The organism is Enterococcus sp. DIV1767, from assembly GCF_050542585.1.
Lineage (GTDB): Bacteria > Bacillota > Bacilli > Lactobacillales > Enterococcaceae > Enterococcus_D > Enterococcus_D innesii.
This window is the reverse complement of record NZ_CP172936.1, coordinates 661,825-679,083: the sequence shown is the minus strand read 5'-3', so window position 1 is coordinate 679,083 and position 17,259 is coordinate 661,825. Positions and strand designations below refer to the sequence as shown.

The following is a 17,259-nucleotide window of genomic DNA, read 5'->3' as shown; positions in this document are numbered from 1 at the left end:
TCATATGTAAAGCAACAAAAAAAGCCCTTTTTCACCTACCACCTATTTTTAGAGGAGAGGTTTTCATGAAAAAATTTCAATTAAAGTTTTTCAGAAATCGATCATTGATTCGAAAAATACAGTTACTGAGTGAACTTGAAAAAAATGATACTTATAGCTTAAAAGGCCTAGCAACGATCACCCAAAGCAGCAAGCGAACCCTAATCACTGATATTCAATCGCTCCGCGAGTTCTTCAAAGATTCTCTTGCGATTCACTCAACAAAATTTGGTTATTCCATTGAAGAAATTGATACCGACGGTTATTTAAAGCAAAAACAGCTTCTTGTCAAAGACGAACCCATTTTTCAACTGCTAGAAAGCTTTTTTTTCAACGAAAAGTATTCTTTACTTGATTGGAGTCTCGCATTAAACTTATCCGAGCAAGCACTGTTGAATTACTTTAAAAAAATCAATACTTACTTAGCACCTTTTCACTTGCAAATCGCCACAAATCCCGTCGTATTGATTGGTTCGGAAATCAACGTTCGCCAGTTCTTTTTTGTTTTTTATTATGAATCAGCGATTAACGTAAACACACTGTTCCCCTCGATTGACGTGCAAAATTCTGTGATAGAAATAACTCGATGCTGGCAGGATAAAACCCAACTGGCTTCCGCCTTTTCCTATTTCTCTTATATTCTCTATATCGCTATTGAACGCAACAAAAATGGCTTACAGGTCCATCTTTCTGCAGAGCTGAAAAACTTTTACGACCAAAGCAAGCCATTTTTTCAATTAGAATCTTTACATGCCATTATTGAACGTTTCTTTGATTGTACGTTTCCTGAAGAAGAAGTCATCTTTTTATTTATCTGTCTGATTTGTCGGCAAAAAATCAACCAACCTGCCCTACTAACAAGTGAGCTTGTTTGCGAACAATGGCCTGAAATCAAACAACTAGCCCATGACTTTTATAAAGAAACTCGTGGCTCATCATTTGATGAAAGTAAGGACTTAGTATGGTTAGAGAGCTTTTTCATCCGACTGAAATTAAGAGAGCTACTCTCTCCAACAATGAATGTCGCCATCGATGATTTAACGCAATTCGTCAAGGAAAAATTCACTGATGAATACCAAAAAAACCAATTTTTTTTAAGCCATCATGAACTTGTCAAACGATTCTACGATCCGACTTACCTAGATGATATTTGCGTCAGTCTGACGCTGCATATGGAAGCGATCAAAGAAGAAAATTGGGGGCGGCAACGAACGATCGCGATCATTTTCGAAGGAAATGAGTATGCTTGTGAATATGCGGAAAGTATCATCCGAAAATACTTGGCACCTTTTCATACGCTTTATTATCCTGACGCCGGCGAATTATCGCCAGAATATCTCCAAGAAAAGAACATCGATCTACTGGTCACCAACTATTCCGAATACACCACAGAGTTTTTGCTTGAAGTGGAATGCGTGTTGTTGAAGTCATTTCCTGACGCTACCGATTGGAATCGACTACTTAAGCAAATCAATCCACGAATCTTGCGTTTGGTTGTATTAGACAATGTGTAAGTCAGATCGCTAGATTTTTCTTCCTATATACGTATACAACATAACGCTCTTCAGATAATCAGTTATACCAAACGATGCTAACTTTTTTCCAAATCAATCAAACACGATGATATATATTATTTAAACTCTGACCGTCTTGATCGATCAGAGTCTATCTTTACTATTTTTCGCTGAGATAAATCAAGCCATGTGGCGCTTTTTGATTCGTCCCAATCCCTGCCATTTGTCTGTAATAAACATTTTTGTCTTTTTTGATCATTTCGACGATCTCTTCTTCGGCTAATTCGATTTCCTTAAAAAAATCATGTCGAAAAAAATCTAAAAACATTTGTAACTGAGCATCGATCTCTAACAAATCAGCGATTTGTTGGAGAACATTCTCGTATTTTGTATAACAAATTTCTTTGAATCGTGTCTGCAACTCGGTGCACACCTGTTTGATCAAAGGATATTCCTGTAAGTAACAAAGCTCACTATAATTTTTCAAATAGGCTTCTGGTGTCACATGTCCTTTTTTCATCATGATTGCATCATTCCTATCTTTCATCTGAATATATTTTTGCACATAGACAAGGGCTAAAGTTTAAAATCGATCAGTGACATGAGTCTGCGCCAATCAGTTGAGTTCGGGATTTTATTGAATAATAAATAGACTCCTGAACAAGAAAAATTCGACATATGCTCGTTATAATTGGTAACGATAATATCAAATTGGTTCGCTTCAAAATAGCCAGGATTAATATCTAACACATTAGGAAAATAGAGTTGTTGGTAGCTGCCAAGATACTTACGTGCTGTGACTTGAATCCGTTGAGAAATAAATTGATTTCCTTCCAATAGAAATGCGATTTTTTTGGGCTTTCCCCAGTACAATTCTTTGACACAGTCCATGTGAATCGTTAAGACTGCGCTGATATCCACGATCATTTCTAAAGACAAGCCTTTTAGATGCTTGAATTGCTTTTGTAAAAACGTGGTGTTTTGTGCCATCTCTTCGGGAAATTGTTTTTTAACAAATGAAATCAAATCTGGAATCACTTTATTCAAGACCGGGGAAAGTTTGTTCTTTAGTAAGACTGTAGCAAAAAAGGAATGAATCAAAACCGTGCTGTATTCAAACGCATAGGGCGGTACCACTACTTCCTTTAGATAGCGTTGGGTTAATTGCAGGATCTGAGAATCTCTGCCTAGCTTGTTGCAAAAATTTCTTTCCATCTCAATATCAAACACCGTCCGCTTCCCCATAGATAAAGCATAAAAGTAGATGATTTCTTTTTCGGCGATCGTTGTTTGTAAATGATGCGACAGCATCGTCTTTAAATTTTTCAGCTCGAGATAATACTCTTTGCGAAACTGTTTTACGATGGCTGGATCGATCGTGACGTAATGCCCATGAGAGGTTCTTTCTAAAATGATATATAGCATGTAACTGATTTCCTCAAAGGCGAGATTAGAGAAATTGCTGTCGAATTCTTCTTTTTTTAAATTTAGACCGATCTCATGAATAATCAACGGTGGAAATACGGTATGAGGAGTACTGTCGGATTCATAAAAAAAATTCAGAAAAAAGTGCCGGATATTGACTTCTGCTCCCACGAGATCGACGGTAGTTTTGTTCAACGTCAATTGATATTGCGCTAAAATGGGATCAATCTTTCTGAAATAACGCATCAGTGTGGCAGGAGAAATAAACAAAATGTCTGACCATTCATTGATTGTCAATATTTCACCTAAGAAAATGCTCTCAAAGATGCGAAACAACGGTTCATTACTGATTAAATTCCGCTTTTTTTCTAAGTAGCTCTCTGCATCAATAATTTGTAACTGATACCCACTATTTGTCGTTTCCATTTCAATCGAGGCTTCGAAGTAATCTTTTATATTTTGTAGATCTTCAATAATGGTTCGACTAGAGCTTTTGATCACTTTTGACAACCCACGAATTGGTACGTGAGAGGCATGCTCCATGTGTTCTAGCAGATGTAGCCACCTTAGCGTCGTTTTACTAATGACAAAAGATGATTGGAATTGTCTCATAGATTCGCCTTCCTCTACTCGAAATAACTTTTTAATTCAGCCACGATCCGCTCGCTCGCTTGCCCGTCTCCATAGGGATTCTTGGCTTGTGCCATTTGTTTGTACGCTGCCTCATCTGACAATAAATGAACGATTTCTGAATACACATGCTCCTCATGGGTACCAATCAGTTTCAAAGTCCCTGCTACCACCCCTTCTGGGCGTTCCGTCGTTTCACGTACGATCAAGACGGGGATACCCAAGGAGGGTGCTTCTTCTTGAATCCCTCCTGAATCAGTCAAAACAAGGTAGCTGCCTGCCAGTAACTGATAGAATGCAGGGGCATCCAATGGTTCAATCAGTTGAATGTTTTGCTGCCCTTCTAAATAGTGCTGGGCAAGTGTACGGACGCGGGGATTTTTATGCATGGGAAAGACGATCGTCAGATCTGGATAAGCAACAGCGATGCGTTTTAGTGCACGAAAGACTTGTTCCATGGGTTGCCCAATGTTTTCTCGTCGATGCATCGTAACTAAAAGGATTTTTTTCTCACTAATTAGTTTTCGCTCTTTTTTTTGTGCCAAGGTGTGGTATAAAGCGTCGATGGACGTATTGCCTGTGACTACAATACGGTCTTGTGGGTGGTTTTCTTTTAAGAGATTGGCACGGCTTTGATCCGTCGGTGCAAAGAGAAAATCCGCTAGTTGATCAATCAACCGGCGATTCATTTCTTCCGGAAACGGATCATTCTTGTTACCTGTTCGCAGCCCCGCCTCCACATGACCAATCAAGATCTGCTGATAAAAAGCGGCCAGCGCAGCTGCGACTGCCGTCGTCGTATCGCCATGAACCAACACCACGTCTGGTTCTTCTGATTGAAAAATACCTTCGAGACCTTCTAGAATACGACTGGTGATACTGGTCAAGGTTTGATTTTCTCGCATGATAGCCAAGTCGTAATCAGGAGTCAGTTGAAACGCCGCTAATGTTTGCTCAAGCATTTCTCGATGTTGCCCTGTCACGATGATCTTCGATAGAAATCGTGGATCATTTGCTAGTTTCTTGATGACCGGTGCCATTTTGATTGCTTCGGGTCGTGTACCAAAAATAGATAATACCTTTATTTTTTGCATCTTACTTCTCCTTTTTTCAGCAATTTGTGCATTAATCAAGTTGCTTTTTGTAGATCTTCTGCCAGCGCTTCATATACGGCGTTAACGCATAGTTTTTTTTGATCGTTTCTCTGGCCTGTTGACTGAGATTCGTTCGTCGTTCCTTGTTTTGTAACAGTTCACTCAATGTCTCGATCATTGCTTGAGTATCACCGGCAGCTACTAGGTAGCCATTTTCACCTGAGAGGATCAACTCCGGGATTCCCCCGACATTGGTCGCTACATTGGGGATGCCTGCTGCCATGGTTTCTAAAATCGCCATCGGCAAGCCTTCGTGATAAGAAGGGAGAAAATGGACGGCAGCCTTGCGAAAAACAGCTGGTAACGCATCGGTTGCTACCCACTCATTTAAGAACACATTGGTCAGGGCTTCTTCTTGGAGCTGCTGGGCAACTTGTTGATTTTCTTGATCCCCAAACAACATAAAGCGAACCTCAGGGAAGGAAATAGCCATTGCTTTGGCAACTGCCAACAGATCAAAACTGCCTTTTCTTTGCCCGATCCTGCCAAGAGTAATGACCCATTTTGCGGTGGGGTCATAAACGGATTCCTCCGGCACCTCTACGGCATTTGGCAAGACCTCGATCGAGGTATCCGTAATTGTTTGGTAGAATGCTGCCCAGCTGCTACTTAGTACTACAAGCTGATTCACCCGTGATAACGTAAAACGGATCCACCACTTTGCCCATGAAGGACTGTTTTGATAAAACTGATCAAATTGCGAAGCATGCATATGAAAAATCGTCTTGCAATGTTTTGGTGCTAGCAGCAACAGCAAACTCTTGCGATAGAAACTGCCCTTTTGCGCAACGTGGAAATGAAGGATCTGGCACCTTTCTTTTTTGATATGCCGACGAAACGTAAGAAACGCTTTGAACTGCGTCCAATATTTTCCTTTTTCCGACCAGGTCGTATGAATGATGAAACGCACGTCCTCTGGCGCTTGTGCTTTTTGGAAATTATGAATGACCGTTGCGATCCCCCCTTTTGCTGCTGGATCTGGACCGATAAGTAAGATATTCATACTTTGTTGATTTTCCTTTCTTGTACAAATCTAGTTACCTGCTTTAGCTCCTTGCGATAAAGAACAACGACGAAGAGCAGCAGCAGCAAAACGAGGCTCTTTTCCAGCCAAAGAATGCGATTGAATGCCGTAAACAGCGCAAAGCAATACAGCACGATCGAAAGGCTGACTTGCCGTTTAACTGAGAATCCCTGCCAATAAGTCATTGAAAAATATGTACGTGCAAAAAAGAAGACCAAGTACCCTAATCCCGTGGCACAAGCCGCTCCTGTGGCGCCAATTGTCGGTACGAGCAGAAGATGACAAAAGGAGGCGGCTAAGACCGCCAGCAAGGAGGCAGCAATATTCAAGTGACTTTTCTTATAAAAAACGATCCCGAGATTGGTCGTTTCACTGATCGTCATCATCAAGGGATAAAAACATAACAAGGGAAACAAGTACTGGGCCTCTAAGTAGTCTTGCGACAATAAGATGACGATCGTTTCTTTGAAAAAGACCATCAGTAAAAAGAAAATCGCCAAGACGAACATGATAAAGTGACTGACTCGCTCGTAATAAATCAATGGTTTGCCTTTTTTGAACCATTCATAGGAGGTGGGAATCCAAAAATTGGCAAAACTAACTTGTAGAATCATCAAAGCACTTGCTACTTTAAATGCAGCCGTGTAGATCCCCAGTGCGGCAAAATCAGCAAAATAGCGTAACATCATTTTGTCGATAATCATTAATAGGCTATAGAGAAACGTACCGACCACGGTTGGCAAGCCAAAACGACTTAGCTTCTTGATCAGGTTGCGATCGATTTGGCGAATGAGCGGCCTAAAAAGCGCCAGGTTTGCCAGAACCAAAAGACAATCACCGATGATTTGTCCTAGAAGCATGCCATAGACCACCGTAATGAACGTCGGCGGACCAAAAAAGAGAAACAGCAATGTGATGAGCAAGACCATGAACTTCAACAAAATACTGTACACGGAGAACTGGATCGCTTTGTTTTGCATTCGAATCGTTAATAAAAGAAACCGCTCAAAAATCAGTAGTCCCGACGAGAGAGCAAATAAATAAATCGCACGGGTGTACTGTGGAGATTCAAACAAAAGCTGCGAAAACGGTGCGGCAAAAACCACTAGGATCAGCTGGAAGATCAGCGATCCGAGCAACGGGACGAGCATCGCTTGTTGCAGCAACTCGCGTTTGTTTTCGTGGTCATGGTATTCCCTCGTGAAGGCTTGGTCGAAGCCGAGATAGATCACGTATATCAAAAAGGTCTGTGCCAGGAAAAACATACTGGTCTTCCCATATTCTTCGGGTGTCAAAAAGCTGGTCGTTACGGGCAAAAGCACCAGGTTTAAAACCGCCGAACCTAACGAACCGAGGGAGAAGAAGCCCAGCCTCAAAAGTAATTTTTTCAATCAGTTGTTCACTCTTTCTCTGTTAAAATAATGCCTCCACAAATCAATCCTAAAAAGGTGGAAGACAATGCCGAATACAAAACATGCCCAGCAAAAAAACTATAAAAAAGCACCACGATCAAGGCAAAGCTATAAACCGATCGCTTTTTCGGCTGAAAGGCTAAGTAAACAAAATAGGCGAGCATCAGCAGCAATAACGCTATTCCTAGTAGGCCTTGCCCGAAAAGGGTGTCGAAGAAGTCCATTTCAATTAAGCCAAGACGACCAAAGTGGGCCAACCGGTATTCAAAGCCTTGGCCAAAGATCATGGTAAAGTGACGAGCCTCATCATTTAAGAAGGCGTTCATCCCACCAATCAAAAAATCACTTCTTGAACTAGAAAATAAGCGGATCAAGTCTCCATCGAAAAGATGATAAAAATACACCATGCGTAGATAGGTTCCTTCGACGGCTTGGATCAGCAATGGTAGTCCTTGAATAAGCAGCCAAGCAATCGTCATAAAACTCATAAACCAGATAAACAGTTGTTGCAGGAATGCTTTACGATCAATACCTAGCACCAATCGGATTAAAAGATAGAACAAGACACCGACACCATAAAACACGCCGGTTTTCGTACCGACCAAGACCAAACAGACGAAATTTCCAGCGAATAAACTAGCCAAAAACAACGAAAACTTATGGGTCTGTTCTTTGATCGAAACAATTAGTGCCTGGACTGTAAAGGTGATGGAAACAATAAAGGCAAAGCTCGTATCATTATTGGCAAAGAAATAGCCTTTATACCCAGCATCAGAATTGTCATAAGTTTGGTAGCCTAACCCTAAAAAATAGGGAATCAGTAGCCCCAAGGTGAAGCAGACACTAATAAAAATAAACAAGCTGTCATAGTGCAGTTTGGAGAAGTCGTTTTTTCGTTGATAGACATAATAAGGAATCAGTACCCATAAGAGGTATTTGATATACACCGATAGATCCTCAATCACCCATTGCCAGCTGTACTCCAAAAAAAGCGCTTGTAACAGAAAAAGCGTAAGTGTCACAGCGATAAACCCATACGTTAAATACGTATAGTAGCTAAGGGGAATCTTTTCTGTCACGATCATAATCACTAAGAACAAAAAGAACAGCAGACGGTAGAACACGCCAACGGGAAAAGGAATGCCCAGACTTAGAAATAAACCGTTTAAGACGTCGATTATCGGAAAAATGGCCACAATCCCCAGAAAGAAGCGGTGATGGCTTTGCTGTTTTGATTTCATGCGTTTCTTCTTTTTTCTCCCCACACATACTGTAAAAAGCGCAAATTTCCTATGATATAGCGATCAAACATCCTAACTGGCTCTTGAGCAAAGCGATAAAACCATTCCAACCCTGCCCGCTGCATCCACAAAGGTGCCCGTTTGGTTTTGCCTGCGACGATATCAAAGCTGCCGCCAACCCCCATCGCAAAGGGCACTTGCAATACTTCGCTGAATGTATCGAGCCAAATCTCTTTTTGCGGACTAGAAAAAGCGACAAACAGCAAGTCTGGTTTCGTCCGTGCAATCTCTTTTGCCACGTACAATGATTCGTCTTCGGAAAAATAACCATGGTGAAAACCCGCTATGTTGAGGTCGGGATAAAGCTGTTGGTCATGTTTGACGACGGCTTCTACGACTTCCGCAGTTGCTCCTAAGTAATAAGGCCGCCAGCCTTTTTCTGCTGCTAGCTTGACGAGTTCGCGAAAAAGATCGATGCCCGTTACCCTTTCTGGTACAGGACAACCTAAATATTTCGCTGCCCAGACAATCGACTGGCCATCAGCCGTGATCAAAGCTGCCCGATTGACGATCGATCGCAACGAGGGATCATTGCGCATCAAGTTTATTTTTCCCGCGTTAATTGAAACATGTTGTGCGGGGCCCCCTTGTTCGATCATTGCCTCGATTTTAGAAATGGTTTCTTGAAAACTTAGAGAATCTAGATTGCTTCCTAAAAGTGACACACGTGTTTGTTGCTCCATTAGAATGCTCCTTTGGGTAAGAAAACAACGCCAATCGTTTTCATAATAATTTTCAAGTCCAATAACCAGCTTAGGTTATTGATGTAATAAAGATCCAATGCGACCATCTCCTGAAAGCTTAATTCGTTTCGTCCACTGACTTGCCACAACCCTGTGCAACCGGGTGTGACAGACAATCGTTGCTTGTCTTTTTCTGAATAGCTGATGACTTCTCTTTCTAAAGGAGGACGGGGACCAATCAGTGCCATCTCCCCTTTCAAGACATTGATCAGTTGGGGCAATTCATCAAGACTCGTTTTTCTCAACAAACGGCCTAGCCGCGTCACTCGTGGATCTTTTTTTAGTTTAAACATGGCCCCTTCAATTTCGTTTTTATCAAGATACTGTCCTAATAATTGATCGGCATCAGGTACCATCGTTCGAAATTTGTACATCACAAACGTGGACTCATTTTTCCCAACACGGACTTGCTTAAAAATGATCGGTGCGTGCCAGTTAGAAAATTTGATCCCTATACAAATCAGCAGTAACAGCGGGCTAAGGATGACTAATAAGCCCAAGCTAAAGATGGTTTCTATTGATCGTTTCCAACGTACATAGCCAGTAACCCGAACTGTTGGCTGTTTGTCTAAAGCGGGTCTTTCCACAAAGTTCCCCTCCTTAATAATAGTAATTTTCGGCTGTATCCGTGCCATTCACGACGACACCTAAGATGTTTGCGTTGACAAGGCGCAGTTTTTTGACGGCATTTTTTGCGGATTGCTTGTTCGTTTTATCCGCATGAACAACTAAAAGTACACCATCAACTTTCTTGGCTAAGATCAAGGCATCAGAAACGACATTGACTGGCGGTGTATCAATAATGACCACATCGTATAGTTGTTTGACCTCTTGCAAAGCTGCGGTCATTTTCGAAGAAGCGAGCAGATCATTGGGATTTGACATGATAGCTCCACTAGTAATGATTGAAAATTCGCAATCTTCTAAAATCACTTGTTGGACACAGCTTTCGATGGAGACAGCCCGTCGAATATAATTGGACAAACCCACATGCATTTCTTGTGAAAACAAATGATGTTGAGTGGGCTTACGCAGATCCGCATCAATCAATAAGGTTCGGTTGCCTTTTTGGGCATAGGCAACCGCCAAATTTGCTGAGACCGTGGATTTTCCCGTACCGCTTTCTCCTGAAGTAATCAAAATCGTTTGGGCATCTTGTTGTTGGCATAAATAGTCGACATTTTCGCGAATCAATTTTACTTGTTCGCTGATGATGGAGTAATTTTCCTTCATGCTACGCATCACACACGCTTCCTTCCTCTAAGGCTTCTAGACTGGATGGTTTTAAACGAGGCAACTCGTTTTTCTTTGCTTATCTCACCGATGACTTTTACCCCTAAGACCTCTTCGATTTCAGTATTTGAAGCAAAACTGCGCTCAAAAACCAACAGGAGGAACACATACGTAAAAGCGAAAAGAAGACTTAAAAAAGCGGTCAAACTGTACAACAAAAATTTGTTTGGACGAGCTGGCGTTTCTTGCGGCAAAACGGCTCCTTCTGCCAAAATCGTGACATTATCAATGTTCATGATCTTAGGGATCTCTTCACTAAAAACATTTGCGGTCGTATTGGCGATCTTCGCTGCGATCTTCGGACTTTGATGGTAGGCATTGATTTCAATGATCTGCGAGTTAGTGGCATTCGATACACTCAAAATCTCTGACAGTTCAGCCACATCATAGCTTCCCTCTAGCGCCTCACTGACTTCATTTAAGATGCGAGGACTCATGATGATGGTGCTATAGGTACTGACGAGTTGAAGGTCTGCCTGAATCGTCTGGTTTTCCAGACGATTGCCAGCTGTCATTTCTGACTGACTAATCAGCAACTGTGCACTTTTTTGATAAATGGGTTCAGCAAACAGGGTTAGATAAAGCAACATCGCTAGTAAGGGAACACTAATGATCATGAGGATCCAGCCTATTCTTTGCTGAAAAACTTGCTTCAATTTTTTTGTGTTTATTTCTTTATTCATTGGTTTTCCCTTTCAATAACATAAATAGCAATCAAACCATTTACTGGGCGCTTGGTAATGCCCCAAGAGAATAGGCAGCATCGAACCTCGTTTTATCTGTCACAATATTTTTCGTGTCAAAAACGATTTTTTGTTTCATCGCTTGAATGGCGGCTGGCGCTATGTCTTTAAAAGCATCATGGTCACAGAGGATCAATGCCAGATCACTGTCTGTTAGTGCTACTTCGAGATGTGCAACATCAGAAGTGGCGACATAGGGGTCATAAGTGGTGACTTGCAGTGCTTTCTTTTGTTTCAGTCTTTTGGCGATCTCAATTGCCGGACTTTCTCTGGCATCGTCAATATTGCCTTTATAAGCCAACCCTAAGACCGCGATCTTGTTTCCGCCATGAATCGCTAAAATCTCTTCGACTTTTTTAATAATGAATTCAGGCATCTCTGTATTGATCATCCGCCCCAACTGAATCAACTTTGCGTCTTCAGGTGCTGCCGCAACCACAAAATATGGATCAACCGCTAAGCAATGGCCTCCGACACCAGGTCCTGGCTGATGGATATTGACCCGTGGATGCTGATTGGCTAACGCAATCACTTGGAGTGCATCAATGTTTAGACGATCCCCAATTTGGACCAATTCATTGGCTAGTGCAATGTTCAGGTCCCGATAGGTGTTCTCCATCAATTTCGATAGCTCAGCGATACTTGCAGAAGTCTCCAGCACGTTTCCTTTGACGAAGGTCTGATAAATGCGTTTGCCTTGTTGGGTACAAGCGCTCGTCATGCCACCAATGATTCGGTTGTTCATCACCAGCTCTTCAAAGATTTTCCCTGGCAAAACTCGTTCTGGGCAATGCAACAAATAGAGTTCTTCTCCAATGGTATAGCCTGCTGCTTCAAAAAACGGTCCAACGATGTCCTCCATCGTGCGAGGTTGAATGGTCGATTCAACAATGACAGTATTGCCTTGTTCAAGATAGGGTAGGATAGCAGCCATCGCCGCTTTGACGTAGGACAAGTCGCAACTACCAAATTGATCAGCGCGGTTTGGCGTTGGCACGGCAATGATGAAAGCATCCGCTTTTTCTGGTACCAATTGTGCCTTGAATGTCTTTTTCGCTAAAGCTTGTGCTAGATAGCGATCAATGTTGGGTTCTTCGATTGGTGCCAGACCTGCTTGAAGTGATTGAACGACTGTTTCTGACACATCAACCCCAACGACTTCAATCCCATGATTTGCAAAAGTAAGTGCTGTGGGTAGCCCGATATACCCCAATCCGATAACGTTTACCTTCATTCGCTCTTAACATCCCATTCTGCCAATTGTTCTTCTCCAGGCTTATAAATCAATTTTTTCGCCACTTGCCCTTCTTCTAAAGCAAAGGAAACTTGTCCAGTGATGGTTTCACCTACAGCGATCTCATTGCCAAACATCGCCATAGTATGATCAAGTTCAAGAAGTTCCCCATCCTCGGTTTCTAGCAGGAAATCAATTGAACCTAACCCTGCGGCAACTGACCCCATATTTTCTGCTGTGATGGTAAATGTATGTAAAACTTGTTCCCCATCTTCTGTTTTCTTTTGATTGATTTCTTGTTTGTCGATGATGATCTTTAATCCACCAATGATCGATTGCGGCTCGGCATTGCTTTGGTCCGTGATTTGTTCGATCGGTTCGCTGCCTTGGGTAGTATCCGTCTTTGCTTGGTCATCCGTCGAGCAAGCCGCTAAAAAACTCCCCATAAGGGCAAGGCTAAAGAAGGTAACGATTTTTTTCTTCATGTTCATTTGCTTTCTCTCTTTCTATCAATGAAGAGACCCTTGCAACAGGCAAGGTACAAGGGTCTCTCGTAGTTTTTGTTTCTTATTCTGTGATCGAAACGGTTGCTTGTGCGATTTCTCGTGTGCTTAAGTCAGCAAAGCGATGCAATGCATGGATCGTCATCTTGCTGTCTTTCGTCACGCTGTTGGCTTGTTCTTGGTTCAAATAAGCGGTAAACGTGCCATCCGCAAAACCACTTACCCACAGAATCATGCCATCAATTTCAAGTCGTCCAAAGTTGATGTCATCTCCTGTATAGGTTCCCGTAATGGTTCTGTCACCCAGCTTGTATGGGTCTGGTGTAATCGTACCAATAAATTCTTTATCGATAGTGACTACACTGCGATCCAATTCGGTGTCCACTGGACGACCATTAACAACCTCCCGATGGTAAGCAACCAATTCAACTTTTTCCGCATCGCGAATTAAATTACGTGTATCTTGATTGACAAAGTAAGTAAAGGTTTGGTCTGTTGCGTTAAAGGTACCACCCCATGAAACTGAACGCCCATCAACGATCAAGTTGGCGAAATTCACATTACCAGTAAAGGTTCCGGTAATTTCACTCTCTGTCACTTTGAAGGCTGCTGGTTGAATCGAACCTGTTGCTTTGACGATTTCTACCGGCTGCAACACCAGCTTATGATCAATCGTTTGTCCATCGACTGTTTCACGATGGTAAGTTTGTAATTCAACTTTCGCTGCTGTTCTGATCTGGTCTCTAAATTGTGCGTGAACAAAGAATTCAAAGCGTCCCGTCTCTTTATTGAAGGTACCACCCCAGTTACCTACCGATTGTCCATCAATCACCAAGTTGGCAAAATTGATATCCCCCGTAAAGGTTCCCGTAATCGTGGTATCAGTGTAACTGTATTTATCTGGTGTGATCGTTCCTTGAATTTGATCAATCACTGTTACTTCTTTGGTTTCTAGCACTTCGATGGCTTCCGTGTTGCCATTGATTTGACGATTCAACGCTTGGATCTCAACTTTGTCGCCCGCTTTGATCCCAAGGTTCGCTACATAAAACGAGAAGGTGCCATCGGCATTGAAGGTACCACCCCATGCATTAGAAGGCGTGCCATTGATCACTAAACGTGCAAAGTTGACATCACCCGTAAAGGTCCCTGTAATCATCGTTTCACCAACTCGGTATTGATCCGGTGTGATCGTACCAGCCAAATCTCTAGTCAATTCAACAGTTGTCCGATCAAGTACTTTGCCATATTGATCCAAGGCTTCGATTTCTACGACATCATCTACGGATTGGATGCGATTGCCGATAAAGAATTCGAACGAACCATCAGCAAAATTCCCACCACGAACGGATGACCCATTTACATACACACGGGCAGAAGCAACATCACCGGTATACGTTCCTCTCAGGAATTGATCGCCAGAAGAAACATTGTAGGTATCTGGTGTGATCGTGCCTTCGGTGTTTGCTGGATCAGTGACAACGATCGTTGAAGCAATATTTGATTGCAATCCGTCAATGCTTGCTTGAGCAGTAATAATTGTTCCCGCTGCTTGTTGATCAATCTCTACTTCAAAATTGCCCTCACTGTCAACAGTGGCATTTTTCGTTTCAGAATCGCCTATAGTAATTTCCACATGTGCATCTGGTTCGGCTGTTCCACTAACAGTCGTGTCTGTGGTTGTCACTTGATTCAACGTTGTTTCGGCGATCGTTGCGCGCTCAACCATGGTTTCCGCAATATTTGATGAAATGCCATTTAAGGTTGCTTGGGCGGTGACTACCGTACCAGCTTGTTGTTTCTCAATCGTCAATGCATAGATACCATCACTACCCACTCGTCCATTCGCAATGATCGTGTCACCGGCTTTGATCGTAATCTCAGCATTCGGCTCAGCCGTTCCCGTCACACTTGTGGAGTCAGTATTTAGATCGGAAATCGTTGTTTCGGCAATCGTTTCTTTTTCACTATCTTCTACAACTGTTTCTGCAACCGATTGGATACCATTGGCCGTTGCGGTAACAGTCACTTTTGTTCCAACTGCTAACGGTGCGTTCGGAATCGCAAATTGATAAGTTCCATCACTTGCAACGCGTCCCGTCAAACTTCCTTGTCCTTCAATAGTGACTGCTAAATCGGCATTTGGCTCAGCTCGTCCCGTAATGTGCGTTGAGCTTGTGGTTAAGTCGTCAATGGTCGTTTGTTGAATCGTTGCGGTATCCACAAAGTCACCAAAAGCGATTTTTCCGATTTGAGAACTATTGAATGTTGCGTTGAAGATTGAGTCATTGGATTCAATTCGCGAAGTAACTTGTTTGTTCGTATAAGTATTTAGTGAGAAAGAACCTTGTCTAAACTCTGGATAATTAAAGCTGGGCTCTCCTGAAAAATCAGCTGATCTTCTCCAAGTTTGCATTCCTGTCGATGAGTAAATCGTGTAGTTCGTTGTTCCTGGATAGGACCCAATTGCGGTTCCATTGGTATGATTGTTTTGGATTCGTACATTTGATCCTTCATGGAAAGTGCTTGATTGTCCAACGTTTACCGTTGAATACGTGCTTCTTCCCACGACATCCAGTGTTCCCCCAGATAATACGGTCAAAGCACCTCGTAATCCCAAGGCTTCTTGTGTTTTTTGCGTATTTGGTGCACTTGTGATCTTAAACGTTGCATTCGAATTAACTACTACGCTTGAGGCACTTCCTTCGATCAAGACTGCTTTTGCTGTATTTGAAGGATTGTTTTGAGTAACATCTAATAAGCTGCCTTCACCTAAATCAATTCGACCACCACTTGCAAGATAAATCGCACGAGCTGTTCCGTTGTTATTTGCAACTACAGAAGCACCACTGCCGATATTCATCCGGACATTCGAAGTAGCCCAAATCAAGGAACCTGCATTTAATCGGTTTTCGCCAAAGAAATTAGCTGAAGAATTGCTAGCGGCTAAATAGAGTAAACGCCCTGTTGCATGACTATTTTCATGAGTAACGTTTGTAAAGGAAACACTGGACGTTCTATTTTGATAGATCGTATTTGTTGCATGGGCTACGATTCTCACATTTCTGATACTTAATCCTTGATTCACCGTATTTCCATACAACCGAACATTATTCCCGAAGGTTAACGTATGACCATTCCCTTCAATCGTTTTGGTCGTCCCTGTCCATGTCACACTACTAGTCATCGTGATGTTATTGGCTAAGCTGATTTGTGTAACGGTCGCATTGGCTAATGCTGTCCGTAATTCAGCATCAGAAGTTACTTGGACACTTGCCCTTGTTGAACGGGTTTCAGCAGCGTTTTCCGATGAGTCATCAGAACTATTTTCGGAATTTTCTCCATTTGATGTGTCTGTTTGTTCCTCATTTTCTGCAGCTTCATTATTTTCTGAAGAGTTCTCAGTAGATGCTTCTGTTTGAGCTTCTTCACTTTCAATAGAAGAACTATCGGTTTCCTGATTTTCTTGATCATTGGTCGCGGTAATCTCATTGCCTAAGTCTTGCGTCGTTTCACCATCCGATAATAGATTGGGTGCTTCTACTCTCTCTTGAGAAGCTTCTAAGGAATCGGAAGCTTTTTCTGTCGCCATCGCATTTATTGGCAGCGCCGATAATGTTAAATGACTGATCAACAATAAACCTGTGACTTTTTTACTAAATTTGTTATTCATAAGTAACTCCTTTTTCTCTATTCTTTCTCTTGTACTTTAAAGATTCATTTCACGTTTTTACCAGTCACCCTTTCTTACTCCCTCGAAAAATATCAGTCTTAGTCCTTATTGGAACAACCTATTCGAAGCAAACTCTCTAAATACCTAAATAAGAACTAAAATATGATGTTTTTTTGACGAAAGTTTATTGCTTTTGACGAGGTTAAATTTAACATGGTTGAACATCAATAGATAAATCAAGATTTGCAAACCTGTATGAATAAATTGATTTTCATTTTCTTTTCAAATAAGGCATTTTGAAAGTTTGTGCAAAAAAAAGCGTTATAAAAAAAGACGATTCCTTATTCTTTAAAAAGGATCGTCCATTTTTGTTATTACCTGAAACCACTTGACTCATTAAGATGGATACAAGGTTTCTGCCTACAAATTCTTCTTAGTACCAGAAACATTGTTAACAACAGTTCTCTTCAACAGAATGCTTCTTTTCTATAAAAAATGTCCCAAAAAAAGCAAAATAAAAGAAATTCGTTGTAATTTTACACATCTTCTAAAAAAATTCATTTTTCCTTGG

Annotated in this window: 14 protein-coding genes; 1 reads left to right on the top strand and 13 read right to left on the bottom strand. The window is 41.8% G+C overall.

What is annotated here, in order from left to right; genetic code table 11:
* The first annotated feature begins 65 nt into the window (after positions 1 to 65).
* Positions 66 to 1,553 (top strand): helix-turn-helix domain-containing protein, encoded by a 1,488-nt coding sequence (locus IGI78_RS03180; protein WP_430618424.1) that lies wholly within the window; start codon positions 66 to 68, stop codon positions 1,551 to 1,553.
* A gap of 160 nt (positions 1,554 to 1,713) precedes the next feature.
* Here IGI78_RS03180 and IGI78_RS03175 read toward each other — a convergent pair whose 3' ends face one another.
* The 13 genes from IGI78_RS03175 to IGI78_RS03115 all read right to left on the bottom strand — a co-directional run bounded on the left by IGI78_RS03175 (position 1,714) and on the right by IGI78_RS03115 (position 16,688).
* Positions 1,714 to 2,100: a DUF7006 family protein gene (locus IGI78_RS03175; protein WP_233619219.1), complete on the bottom strand. Its 387-nt coding sequence runs from the start codon at positions 2,098 to 2,100 to the stop codon at positions 1,714 to 1,716.
* A gap of 29 nt (positions 2,101 to 2,129) precedes the next feature.
* Complete coding sequence (locus tag IGI78_RS03170; RefSeq protein WP_195265214.1) at positions 2,130 to 3,590, bottom strand: helix-turn-helix domain-containing protein; 1,461 nt, start codon at positions 3,588 to 3,590, stop codon at positions 2,130 to 2,132.
* Between the two features lie 14 nt (positions 3,591 to 3,604).
* Positions 3,605 to 4,702, bottom strand: a complete 1,098-nt coding sequence (wecB, locus tag IGI78_RS03165; RefSeq protein WP_430618421.1) for a non-hydrolyzing UDP-N-acetylglucosamine 2-epimerase — start codon at positions 4,700 to 4,702, stop codon at positions 3,605 to 3,607.
* Between the two features lie 31 nt (positions 4,703 to 4,733).
* Complete coding sequence (locus tag IGI78_RS03160) at positions 4,734 to 5,765, bottom strand: glycosyltransferase family 4 protein (protein WP_430618420.1); 1,032 nt, start codon at positions 5,763 to 5,765, stop codon at positions 4,734 to 4,736.
* The gene (locus IGI78_RS03155; RefSeq protein ID WP_430618419.1) at positions 5,762 to 7,177 is read right to left on the bottom strand and encodes a lipopolysaccharide biosynthesis protein; all 1,416 of its coding nucleotides are present in this window, start codon (positions 7,175 to 7,177) and stop codon (positions 5,762 to 5,764) included. The genes IGI78_RS03160 and IGI78_RS03155 overlap by 4 nt, the downstream gene beginning before the upstream one ends.
* 8 nt (positions 7,178 to 7,185) lie before the next feature.
* The gene (locus IGI78_RS03150; protein WP_200126077.1) at positions 7,186 to 8,439 is read right to left on the bottom strand and encodes an O-antigen ligase family protein; all 1,254 of its coding nucleotides are present in this window, start codon (positions 8,437 to 8,439) and stop codon (positions 7,186 to 7,188) included.
* Complete coding sequence (locus IGI78_RS03145; protein ID WP_156237224.1) at positions 8,436 to 9,182, bottom strand: WecB/TagA/CpsF family glycosyltransferase; 747 nt, start codon at positions 9,180 to 9,182, stop codon at positions 8,436 to 8,438. Before IGI78_RS03145 ends, IGI78_RS03150 begins: the two co-directional genes overlap by 4 nt.
* On the bottom strand, positions 9,182 to 9,829 hold the full coding sequence (locus IGI78_RS03140; protein WP_140966643.1) for a sugar transferase: 648 nt from the start codon (positions 9,827 to 9,829) through the stop codon (positions 9,182 to 9,184). The genes IGI78_RS03145 and IGI78_RS03140 overlap by 1 nt, the downstream gene beginning before the upstream one ends.
* Positions 9,830 to 9,842: 13 nt before the next feature.
* Complete coding sequence (locus IGI78_RS03135) at positions 9,843 to 10,484, bottom strand: CpsD/CapB family tyrosine-protein kinase (protein WP_081119035.1); 642 nt, start codon at positions 10,482 to 10,484, stop codon at positions 9,843 to 9,845.
* Complete coding sequence (locus IGI78_RS03130) at positions 10,484 to 11,218, bottom strand: YveK family protein (RefSeq protein ID WP_430618417.1); 735 nt, start codon at positions 11,216 to 11,218, stop codon at positions 10,484 to 10,486. Before IGI78_RS03130 ends, IGI78_RS03135 begins: the two co-directional genes overlap by 1 nt.
* Before the next feature lie 40 nt (positions 11,219 to 11,258).
* Entirely contained in the window at positions 11,259 to 12,512 is a 1,254-nt protein-coding gene (locus tag IGI78_RS03125) for a nucleotide sugar dehydrogenase (RefSeq protein ID WP_430618415.1), read from the bottom strand.
* Positions 12,509 to 13,003 (bottom strand): DUF4352 domain-containing protein, encoded by a 495-nt coding sequence (locus tag IGI78_RS03120; protein WP_074932533.1) that lies wholly within the window; start codon positions 13,001 to 13,003, stop codon positions 12,509 to 12,511. The genes IGI78_RS03125 and IGI78_RS03120 overlap by 4 nt, the downstream gene beginning before the upstream one ends.
* A 76-nt stretch (positions 13,004 to 13,079) precedes the next feature.
* Positions 13,080 to 16,688 (bottom strand): immunoglobulin-like domain-containing protein, encoded by a 3,609-nt coding sequence (locus IGI78_RS03115; protein ID WP_430618413.1) that lies wholly within the window; start codon positions 16,686 to 16,688, stop codon positions 13,080 to 13,082.
* Between the last annotated feature and the right edge of the window lie 571 nt (positions 16,689 to 17,259).